General features: G+C 50.6%; 4 protein-coding genes. 2 read left to right on the forward strand and 2 right to left on the reverse strand.

Annotated elements, in window-relative coordinates; all coding sequences use genetic code 11:
• Window positions 1–462 precede the first annotated feature (462 nt).
• Both E4Z61_RS10750 and E4Z61_RS10755 read left to right on the forward strand, forming a co-directional pair.
• Window positions 463–1,041 carry a helix-turn-helix transcriptional regulator gene (locus E4Z61_RS10750; protein WP_135322754.1) on the forward strand — a complete coding sequence of 193 codons (579 nt, stop codon included), beginning with the start codon at window positions 463–465 and terminating at the stop codon, window positions 1,039–1,041.
• 196 nt (window positions 1,042–1,237) lie between these two features.
• Window positions 1,238–10,576, forward strand: coding sequence for an autotransporter outer membrane beta-barrel domain-containing protein (locus E4Z61_RS10755; RefSeq protein ID WP_135322755.1), 9,339 nt, complete (start codon window positions 1,238–1,240; stop codon window positions 10,574–10,576).
• 109 nt (window positions 10,577–10,685) lie between these two features.
• Here E4Z61_RS10755 and E4Z61_RS10760 read toward each other — a convergent pair whose 3' ends face one another.
• Window positions 10,686–11,453 carry a putative bifunctional diguanylate cyclase/phosphodiesterase gene (locus E4Z61_RS10760; RefSeq protein WP_135322756.1) on the reverse strand — a complete coding sequence of 256 codons (768 nt, stop codon included), beginning with the start codon at window positions 11,451–11,453 and terminating at the stop codon, window positions 10,686–10,688.
• A gap of 94 nt (window positions 11,454–11,547) precedes the next feature.
• Window positions 11,548–12,129 (reverse strand): helix-turn-helix transcriptional regulator, encoded by a 582-nt coding sequence (locus E4Z61_RS10765; RefSeq protein ID WP_205746890.1) that lies wholly within the window; start codon window positions 12,127–12,129, stop codon window positions 11,548–11,550.
• Window positions 12,130–12,142: the final 13 nt, after the last annotated feature.

Consider the following 12,142-nt stretch of genomic DNA (forward strand, 5'->3'; position numbering starts at 1 on the left):
ATTTTGCGATATTTTCATCCTCCGAACCCAATCCTCTCTCACTGTCCTGGCATAACGTAAGAATTCTCCTATCTCATATAAGTCTTGTGTGAAAAAAATAATATCCAACTGAATTAAAGCGTTTTTTTCTTCAACACTCCCCCCTAATGATAAGAATCCCCTGTGTTTGCAGGGCTATCAATCGAAGCAACACCTCTATCCATAAGCGAAATCTATCAATCATCTACTCAGAGGTGATATAAACGATTTATCTTAAATTTTAACAAAGCGTAATATCTACATTAAGAATAGTTAAAGTTATTAATAAATACAGAAAGTATCTGTTGATATCCGACATAAATAAGGACGCGTTCAAAGTAAAGAACGGAGCACGATATTTAATTAACATATCACGCATCGCGAGAAACTCTTTTTAATAAAAAAAGAGGCGATTGCCTGCACCAAAATTTCAAGGAGTTCGTTATGTCTAAAGCTGTCTTTTTGGGTGACTCACTTTACCCATGGCTAGGCATGCGAGAAATCCTACGTGGCTCAGCATTATTTACGGATATCACGCACCACTCCTCTCAGACGCTTTCTGCCGTCAAAATATTTTTTCATGAAATGGATTGCATCATTATTAATCCTGGTAATTCAGATTTTTTAAAATATGCAAGAATTATCCGTAACATGGCATTGCGCCCTGCAACGACGGTAATCGTTCTGGCTGATGAAGCCACTTTTTCACTTTTTCAAACCGTTTGTGGGATGAACATGCAGTTTCTGGATCAAGACGCCAGCCTTGATCAGTTGCTACATAAAGTCACGTCTATTGTAAAAAACAAAAAAATACGCAGTTTCAAAGAAGTACATAACAAAATAACCGCTAACGAATTCAACGTCATGATGATGCTGGCCCGCGGTTGGTCACTGACACAAATCGCCGGGGCATCACAAAAAAGTGAAAAAACCATCGGGGCGTACAAAAGCAACATAGCCAGAAAACTCGGCAAGAATAACACCCGGCTCAAGTACACCATTTCCCACTATAGCCAGCCGTAACTGACTTATTTAAGGACAATTATCACGGTTATTATTTAAAAGCTTTCCTTTCAGCTCATTTTTTAATTCCGCATCGCACGGAAGGAAACTCTATTTTTCAAAATCGACATACCGGGTAGCACATCCGCGTGCCAACCATAGCCAACAACTCAACGTATTAACACGTACATAACAGGAATGTAGACGAGGGTTATATATGAATAAGGTTTACAGCATTATTTGGAACGCGGCACTCGGTACCTGGGTTGTCGTTTCCGAATTAACAAAAGGGAAGAAAAAAAGCAGTTCACGTAAAACTGTTGCCGTATTAACAGCAACAGCATTAATCAGCGCATCGCCACTCGTGGCGGCGGATGACATCGGCGATCATGATATTTCTGTCGATTATAATAATATTGTCATTCAACCTGGTACAAATGACGACGTTCACAATGATGGCTTCCTCTACCAGAACACCACTAACGGTGCGGTGTTAAACGTCACTGGCGCATTGCCGAAGATAGAGCAAGGCCAAACCGGCATTGTTGAGTCGGCGACTATTGAGCAGTTGCTACAACAACAAAAAATCACCCTCACGGCGACCATTGGGGGCGTTACCACCCCGATTACAACCGTTGAAGAACTGGCAAAGTATTTTTACAACCAGCCAACGACGACGCCTTCGCAAGATGACAAAATCACCGTCATTGACCCTGCATTACAAACCCCGGCAGATATGCAGGTCTACAACACCGATGAACTGGTTCACTATCTGACCGAAACCCCGTTAGATGGCATAACGTTAAACACCTATGACGCTACCCTGTCTAAAATCTATAACAACTTTGGCATTGCGCAGGCCAGCAACGGTTCGACGGCCAATCTGAACATTGGCAACGATCAGAAGAATGCCCGCGATGCTGAAAATACCATCAAGCTTCTTGCCAAAAACAGCTCTTTGCTTGAAGCCAGCGGTACAGGTAGCCAGGTTAACTGGATTTCCGACAACTACATCGCCTTTGGTGCCGCCCCCGTCGTCCCGAACGAAACCTTTAACGGTTCTCAGACAATGGACCAGTTCGGCAAAGTGTTGACTATCGATACCTACGGATACGATAGCAACGGTAATGCGGTGAAAACCGGTACCCAGGAGTTCGATATCACCAATACCGAAGAGCTTGGCGACCTTAATGACTGGCTGCTGGGCGAAAGTGATACAACGGTCTTAAATGCACAAGGGAAAAAGGTAAGCCAGCTGCAACTGATGCTGGACGCCAATCGCGCCACCATGTCACTCAAGGACGTCGAAGACTGGTATGCGAAGCTGATTAGCAGTGTTTTGCAATCTGATACGGTAACCGGCTCGGTTGACTGGAAATACCAGGTCTGGAAGGATGGCCAAAGCCATACCAATAACGCCACGATCGGTAATACCGAGCTGCATGCCGTTTACGCGCATGGCGCGGGCGCAACCGGCACCGTGACAAAAGACTCTGTGCTGGCGGTAGACGGCAGCATTAATGGTGTGATGAAAGGCACAGATGGCGCCGTCATTACGAACCAGGGTTCTCTCAACGCACTGCGTACTTCCACAGGCCACAGCCTGGCGATTGGTATGCTGGCGGAAAACGCCACGGCCACCAACACCGGTACCATCAACTCCGGCTTGTTCATCGATAAAGATGGGCGACAGGCTCTGAATAGCTATGGTGCTATCGGTATGCAAGGCAAAGGAACCAGTACCGTAACTAACGATGGCACCATTAACCAGGCTATCACAACGGGTAACTATGGTACCGCCTCAGCGGCCAACCCATGGGATACCGACACCACGGTAACAAAGCCAATTACTCTGGCCATCGGGATGCAGTTATCGGGGGACTCTACCGGGGTTAACAACAAAACAATCAATGTGGTAGACGGTAATTCCGACGGTGCTTCTTTCGGGAAAGGTACAGCCTACGGCGTTGAAGTGGCTGATAATGCCACTTTCACGAACAGTGCTGACGCCACGATTTATCTTGGCCGTGATGGTTCCAACCCCGCCCAGGATGTCGAATTGACTGGCGGCTCCAACCTCAGCGCCGGTATCCATGCGCGCGGTACAGGGGCTGTGACTAACGCAGGGAATATTACTCTGGGTACTGGCGTACGTAACGCAGCAGGCATACTGGTTGCTGGCGCGACCGGAGATGTCATCAACTCCGGCGTGATTTCGGTTAATGGTAAGACCTCTGGGCTGCAAAACTACGGGATGTCGGTGCATAACAGCGGTGCAAATGCCGGTCAGACTATCCGTAATGACGGCCAGATTGATGTTAACGGCAAGAATAATATCGGTATTCATGTTCGTGCAGACAGCACAGATGCCAAAGTCACCACCAGCCAGGCCGGTCAAATTACGGTGGATGGTGAAGGTGGAACCAACGAACGTAACTATGCCATTTGGGTCGAAGGCTCCTCTGGCAAGCAAGCTGTTGCTGATATCTCTTCCGGTATTACGCTGAACGGTACCGGGGACATTGGGGTACACGTTCGCGGCAGTGCAACCGCGAATATCAATAACGACAGCAGCCCTGTATTTAACAGCACCAACCAGATAGGTTATTTCTTATACGGTGCCAATGCAGTTGCCAATATTGGTAAGACGGAGATGAATGATAATGGACAGACCAATACCACTATCTTCCGTATTGCTGAGGGCGCTAAATTTGCCGGTAACAGCAACGATCCGATAACCGGCACGGCTTCTGATCTTAAACTGACACTCAGCGGTGATAACTCTGTGGGTGTGCTGGGTACCGGGAATAATACCGTCGTTCAAACAGGTGAAGCGACCTTCAACGTCGGGGGTAAAGGCGCATCTGCCATTGTGATTGAAGGCGGCGCAAGCGGTAATATCAGCGATAAAACCACCATCCATTTGACCGGTGAAGAGACCACCGCCGGGATTGTTGACGGCCAGGCGCATAATTTAAACGGCTCCACCCTGGGTAACCCTGTCGAAACGACCCTTATCTCTGACGCCAGCATTACCTCTGATGCCAACGGGAACAAGGTTATCGCGTATGTAGCGAAAAATCTGGGGAATATTATTCTCGATGCAAAAGCGCTTATAGATCTCGACAGTGTCAACAGCATCGGTGTCGATGTGCAACAGGGCGGACGTTTAACCAATAATTCATCCAGCGATTTGCATGTCAGTAACGGTATTGGCGTACGCGCCTCTGGCTCCGATGCACAGATCAAAAGGCTGGGGAAAATCAAGGTCGACGATGGTACAGCAGGCGTTCTGCTGACAAACGGCGCCGATCTGGACATTACCGCCACAGCCGGTGATTCCATCATCACCAATGGCACTGCCGACGGTATTCGCCTCGATTCGGGTGCCGGTTCACTGAAGGCCAGAGGGGTTAGCATCAGCGCATTAGGTAATGGTGCAGGGATCCAGAACGACGCCAATAGCACCAACATTACGCTTAATGATGTCACTATCAATGCCAACGACGGCTCAGGTATCCGTACCAGCGTTGCGCTGAATGTAAAAGATGGCGCAAACAATACGTTGAATGTGACAGGCAACGGAACCGGTTTCGCTTTTGAGCAACGCGACGGTAGCGCCGTGAATGGCGATCTGAATATTGGTACCGGCTATACCGTGCTTGTGCATAACGCGGCGGGTAATGCGACAGGCAGCGGGATCCGTGCCAATACTGACGGTAATGTCACTACCAGCGCCGATATTACCGTGCAGGACAGCACGGGTGATTCAGCCGTTATCGCGACAAATGTTAAATCGCTGACTAACAACGGGAAAATCATCTCTAACAGCATCAATGGACCGGTAATTGATGCCAGCGGTGCGAGCAATAAAACCATTACCAATACCGGAACGATCCGTGCCGCCAGCGACACTGCCGTGGCCATTCAGTCCGGTGACGGCAATGACACCATCAATATCAACGGCATCGAAACGGTCGGCGTCATCAACACGGGTGCCGGCACAGATATCGTGAACTGGTCGAAGGGTACCTTTGCTGGCGAAATGAATTTCGCGGGAACCAGCGGAAACAATAAAGCCAATATTGGTAATGTAGATCTGAGCAATACCCGCCATATCATCACCGCAGCAGGCGCGGGTAACGCCCTCACCTTTACAGATACGCATGGCACGGGTGCCAAAATCGGCAGCCTGAGTAGCGATAACCTCAGCACTGGCACCAACATTGGTGCAGGCTGGGATTCACTCACACTTTCAGGCTCCCAGGCCGATATGCGCATCGTTGATCGCCTGACGCTGGCAAGCAAAACCATCGCTGTCGACAACGGTGCAACACTGCGTACTGGCGACCATGGTGAGTCCAGCAGCAATGCCGCCACCATTGGCGATTACAACATCACCACTAACAACGCAGCCAGCAAAGTCATCTTTGATACAACAGGCGACAATAATCAGGCTCAAATCTATAACGGCACCATCAGCGGCAGCGGGAAATTTGAACGTGCAGCGGGCGGCACGACTGTCTTCACCGCCAACAACACCTATACCGGATCCACTACCATTGATCAAAGCGGCACGCTGCAGCTAGGTTCGGGCGGAGATACCGGTGAAGTCAGTGCGGTGTCGAATATTATCGATAACGGCGTACTCACCATTAATCGCGCCAATAACGTACTGCTCAACGGCATTATTTCCGGTATCGGCGCATTACAGCAAATCGGCGGCGGGACCACGCGTCTGGGCGGGAACAATACCTATACAGGTGATACTACCGTCACGAGCGGCGCACTGTTGGTCAATGGGAACCAGAGCGCGGCAACGGGTATCACCACTGTCAGCAACGCTGCCACACTGGGTGGTAACGGCGTGATCGGCGGTCACGTTCTGATGAACGATGCCTCGACAATCAGCGCCGGCGACGGTGGTGCAGGTACGTTATCCATTAACGGCAGTTTGCAGCTCGGCAGCAAAACGACCTCTGCCTTCGAGCTGGGTCAGGCCTATACGCCAGGCGGCAAGCAGAACGACCTGGTTAACGTCGCGGGCGATCTGCAACTCGACGGTACGCTGGATGTCACCACCTCACAGGGCGGCAATTTCGGGCCGGGCGTATACCGTATTTATAACTACGGCGGCACGCTGGATAACCAGGGGCTGGATCTGGGCACGATCCCGGACAGTCAGGATAAGAGCAACATTTTTGTTCAGACCTCCATCGATAAGCAGGTTAACCTGGTCAACGCCAATGGTGTCACCCTGCAATTCTGGGACGGTGCGACCGTGAGCCAGAGCCACGGCGCAACGGGTATTGAAGGTGACAGCAATATTGATGGCGGCGATGGTAAATGGATGGCGATTGGCAGCCAGGGCGATAACAACTGGACGACGGCAACCGGCGACGGCAACGCGCCGTGGGCACAGAAATCGTTCGCCGTCTTTACTGGCAACGCCGGTACTGTGACCGTCGATAATGCGGTGGGTGAAGTCAACTTCTCCGGGGCGCAGTTTGACGCCGATGGCTATGTCGTTAAAGGTGACGCACTCAACGCATATGCCACCACAGAAAATGCGACGCATGCAGGTCAAACACCGGGTACCGGTGAACTGCTGCTGCGCGTAGGGGCCGGTGGCGCGGGGCAAAACTATACCGCCACCATCGAATCCATCATCCGTGAAGCCAGTACGAGCGATAAGCTGACGCTGGTGAAAACAGACCTCGGTCGTCTGATCCTGAGCGGTGATAATGAGTATCGTGGTGGCACCCGAATTGATGGCGGTACGCTGCAAATTTCTTCTGACAAAAACCTCGGTCAAAGCGGCACGGGTCTGGAGATTAACAACGCCTCGACCTTGCAGCTGGGTGCTGATTTAAGCACCGATCGCACCATCACGCTGGGCGCAAATGCCGATGCAGAAGTGTTCGACCTGAACTCACATCACTTCACACCAACCGGCGATATCACCGGTGACGGCAAACTGAAAGTCACCAGCAGCTCAAGCGATGCGGGCAGTACCTTAACGCTCGACCGCGCCAACAGCTACAAAGGTGAAACAGAAATTGCCGGCACCGGCAATGCCAACAATGTGACGGTCAATGTCAGCAAAACCGGCGCCTTTGGTAGCAATGCGAGCAGCACCGTTACCGTTAATAAAGGTGCGACAGTTAACGTTAGCGGGGCTGATACCAGCCTGCAATCGCTCACCATGAACATTACCGACAGCCTGTTAACGCTGGCAGATACCGTGACTGCCGCCAGCGCCAAACTGAATCTCACCGGTACAGCGAAAGCGGTGTTAACTCAGGATTCCACAGCAGGTGACGCAACGGTTAACGTCGGGAAAGACAGCACGCTGGCGCTGGAAGACAATGCCAGCGGCGGTAATGCCGATGTTACCAACAGCGGATTGATGACCTTTGCTGACCTGGCAATGGCAGAAAACGCCGTTGTCAAAAACCAGGCTGGCGGGATGGTCGACATCAGCGCGGTGAACAGCGCAACATCCATTGGTTCACTGTCTGGCGCAGGTAACGTTGAGCTGGGTAATAAATCCTTGTCTCTGGGTAACCTGAACTTTGATGACACCATCAGCGGTGTCATCAGCGGCAATGATGGCAGCCTGGTGAAAATCGGCACCGGCACGTTGACGTTGGAAGGCGACAACACCTATACCGGCTCCACGGATGTCGACGAAGGTGTACTGCTGGTGAACGGTAATCAGTCCGCCGCTACCGGCCAGGTCACGGTGAAATCCGGGGCTACGCTCGGCGGCAACGGCATTATCGGCGGCGCGGTTGATGTTCTTGACGACGGTCATATTACCGCCGGTGCTGCCATCAACAGCGTGGGCAAACTGACCACCGGTTCTCTGACGCTGAGCGATAACGCACAACTGGACTACCAGTTCGGTCAAGCTTATACCCCAGGCGGTGCCTTCAATGACCTGATTGATGTGAATGGCGACCTGACGCTCGACGGTAAACTCAATATTGAAACCTCACCGGGCGGTAGCTTTGACGTTGGCGTTTATCGCGTCATCAACTACACCGGCACATTAACCAACAACGTGATGGATATTGCCAACGCGCCGGAAGCCGCCGACAGCCTGTACGTGCAAACCTCGGTTAAAAACCAGGTTAACCTGGTCAACCATGCCGGACTGACGCTGCGCTTCTGGGACGGCACCGGCGGTGAAAATGGCGAACTGAAAAACAACGGCGTCATCAACGGCGGCGACGGTATCTGGCAATCCAGCCAGGGGAACGACAACTGGACCACGGATGAATCAACGCCAGAAGGCGCGTTGAACGCACCGTTTACCGATGCCGCGTTCGCCGTCTTCCAGGGTGAAGCAGGCAACGTAACCGTCGATAACAGCAAAGGCGATGTCATCATCAGCGGCGCGCAGTTCGCCACCGATGGTTATCACGTCGGCGGTGAGGCCATCACTACCAATACGGCCAATACGCTGATTCGCGTCGGCGATGGTACCGTAGACGGCATCAACTACACTGCCACTATCGACAGCGTGATCCGCGGCACCGGTGGTTTGAATAAAGGCGACCTCGGCACACTGATCCTCACCGGTGACAACACCTACAGCGGTGGGACCACGATTACGTCAGGTACGTTACAAGTGGCAGGCGATACCAACCTCGGGGCAGCAGATACCGGGATCACTTTCAACGGTGGTACGCTGAAATATGGCGACGCATTTGATACCGCGCGTCAGGTCACTCTGGAATCAGGCGGCGGGACATTCGACACTAACGGGTATGATGTTTCCCTGCTGACGGAAGTCGAAGGTAATGGTCAATTGACCAAAACCGGTAAAGGCATACTGACACTGACGCTGGATAATACTTACACCGGTGGTACGACGATTAACCAGGGCGTATTACAACTGGGCAACGGCGGCAATATCGGCAGCGTACAGGGTGATATCGTTGATAACGGTATTCTCAATATCGATCGTGCCGACACGCTGGAATTAACCAGTAATATCAGCGGTGAAGGTCAACTGTATCAAACGGGTAGCGGCACCACCGTTCTGCAAGGTTCCAATACCTACAGCGGCGCAACGTTAGTTGCCAACGGTGTCCTCGAGGCCGGTAATAACGATACGCTGAGCTCAGCATCACATCACTATGTTGCAACAAACACGACGCTGAATACACAGGGTTATGACCAGACGGTAGCGGGACTCGACAACGGTGGCGACGTGTCGCTCATCGGCCAGCAAATTGGCACAACCTTAACCGTCAAAGGGGATTACACCGGCGAAAAAGGCACCATCAACATGGCGGCTATCCAGAATGGTAGCGGCGCAGGTATTGCCGACCGACTGATTATCGATGGCGGTCAGGCCAGCGGAAGTACCCTGCTGGATGTTGACGGTTCAGGTCTGGGTGCCCCGACGGTCGGCGACGGTATTGAAGTGGTTACGGCGCTCAATGGTGCAACGACCACGGCGCAAACCTCACGGGATGCCTTCCATCTTGCCACCGCGCGCATGGCTGCAGGTGCCTTTGAGTACCAGTTGCAGGCAGGGAACGCGCAAGGCCAGGGTGAAAACTGGTATCTGAGAAGCGAATACCGTCCGGAAACCATGATCTACTCCGGTCTCGCCAGCGTTGTTCGTCAAGGCGACATCAGCCTGTTGGGCAACATGCACCAGCGTATGGGGGATGAGGTTAAACCGGGTATTGATGAAGACAACCGCGCATGGGCCAGAATGATTGGTTACTCCGGCAAAACCAAGCTGGATGATGCAACGGGTACGCAAACCAGTTCACATACCACAGGCATCCAGGTCGGCGTCGATATGTATGCCAATGAAAGCTGGAAAGCCGGGGTGTATACCAGCGTGCTCGACATCGACAGTAACGTTCAAGGTTCGAAAACGGGGAGCAACGGTAAGGGCGGAAACATTGACGACAACGCATTCTACGTCGGCGGTTATGCCACCTGGTTCTCGGGTGACGGCATGTATGTTGATAACGTCCTGCAGTACGGTAACCATAAATCCCGTCTGTCAGCATCCGGTAATAACGGCTCGTACACGGTGAAAGGCAATACGCTAACCGCCTCGACGGAAATCGGTAAAGCATTCCGTTTAGGAGCCAGCGCCTGGAGTCTTGAACCACAGGCCCAGCTAATCTACCAGTACAGCGATTTCGATAACAGTACGCTGGATGGCGAAACGAAAACGAAGGTGAATCTGGATACCGCGGATTCGTTTACCGCGCGTCTGGGCGTGCGTCTGGTTGCGGACTATGATACCAACCATGGCAAATTCCAGCCTTACGGCAGGGTCAACGTCTGGCAGGGTCTGGGTTCAAAAGACAAAACGCACTTTAGCAATGCGGTCGCCACCACCACGCTGGAATCGTCACAACAGTACTCCAGCACCGAAGTGGCAGCCGGTCTGTCATGGTCTATCGACAGAAACCTGCAGGTCTATGGTGAACTGGGTACGCAATTCAGCAACGGCAGCAATAAGTCGCAAGTTGAAGCGCCAGTTAATGCGTCCATTGGCTTTAAGAAATCGTTTTAATCTGACGTGAACGGAACCAGCCCCCTGCTTAGCAGGGGGCTTTTTTTTGCGTATGAGTTTGTAGCCCGGAGTCATCCGGCAAAACAATTGTCGCGTAGGGATATCTTGATTAACGGTTGTAGTGCGTTAACAATGCGGGAATGTCTTCGGCCATCACCGGAGGAGAGATTAAAAAACCCTGAATTTTATCGCAGCCAATCAGCTTCAAACGTTCTAACTGGGTCTGGGTTTCCACCCCTTCAGCCAGCACTTCAATGCCAAAATTGTGCGCTAATGAAATAATGCCCTCAACGATCTTCGCCGAGCGAGTATCGGGTTCAATGCCCGCAACAAATTCTTTATCAATTTTTAAGGTATCGAATGGATACCTTAACAGGTAATTAAGATTAGCATGCCCGGTACCAAAATCATCAAGCGCTAACTTCACCCCTATCGCCTTCAGTTCTGTCATATTTTTAGCGGCTATCTGGCTGTCGCACAGTGGCGACGTTTCTGTCACCTCTATTTGGCATCGATGGGCTGGAAGTCCGCTGGTGGCGAGATTTTGTCTGACACGTTGTGGGAGCTGTGGATCGCAGAATTCGAGTGCGGAAATATTGATGGAGAGTGAAAGGGGGTCCGGCCAGGTTGCGGCAAATCCCCACGGAGGATTGCTCACCATCTCTTCTATTGAAAATATATTGCCGCTATTTTCCAGTAACGTAATGAAAATATCAGGAGAGATCATGCCCATCTGTGGGCTATTCCAGCGCATCAATGCTTCAAACCCACTAATGGTGTGGGTATGTAAATTAAAGATGGGTTGATAAACCATATAAAGTTGACTGGTATTCAATGCTTTTTCAAGCGCAGTTAGTACATCACTGGAATCTAACACTCCGCCTCTCCCATCACCTCAACAAAAACCAGTCTATATCACTCCAAAGTTGTATCTACTTTTACGTGTTCTACATCAGAAAAACATGTTCAGATCAGGGCAAAAAAGACAAACTATGGGTAAATCTAATAATTAATTTATTCAAATCAGAGGTATTAGCCAGTCCCAGTTTTGTGACCACCCGCATTTTATGCGCTTGAATCGTTTTATAATTTAGGCCCACTAATTCAGAAATTTCTTTAGCTGTATAACCGCTTACCAATAGGCTCAGGATCTGCTGTTCTCTTTCCGTTAACCTTTTCTGCGAACGGTACAGCCGGGGATTCCATTTCCCGACTGCCAACGTTGCTAATTGCCCAAAATCACGCAGTGATGATTTTTCCGTCAGGACAATGGTTTTTTCAACATATAATAACTCAACACATAATTTCGCTACCAAACTGTCAGCAACAATGACGATAACGTTATTATAAAATTTAAATCGGTTTTTATTCAAAAACTGCACTATTGCAGAACACGGCTGTTCGTTGTTAATGATATTAAAAACCATTGTTTGATGTTGGCACAAGGATGATTGATTCAACATGTCATCAAACGGGAATGTTTTGATCGGCACATGTTTGCTTGTCAGATAGGCGAACATACCATTACCTACAAAATTATCAGTACCGCACATCAACATCCTGTTC

Source organism: Citrobacter tructae, from assembly GCF_004684345.1.
Lineage (GTDB): Bacteria > Pseudomonadota > Gammaproteobacteria > Enterobacterales > Enterobacteriaceae > Citrobacter > Citrobacter tructae.

What these genes read in the sequence shown, in the direction of transcription:
- E4Z61_RS10755 (WP_135322755.1), top strand. Translation starts at nt 1,238, where the DNA reads ATGAATAAGGTTTACAGCATTATTTGGAACGCGGCACTCGGTACCTGG.
- E4Z61_RS10750 (WP_135322754.1), top strand. Translation starts at nt 463, where the DNA reads ATGTCTAAAGCTGTCTTTTTGGGTGACTCACTTTACCCATGGCTAGGC.
- E4Z61_RS10765 (WP_205746890.1), bottom strand. Translation starts at nt 12,129, where the DNA reads ATGTGCGGTACTGATAATTTTGTAGGTAATGGTATGTTCGCCTATCTG.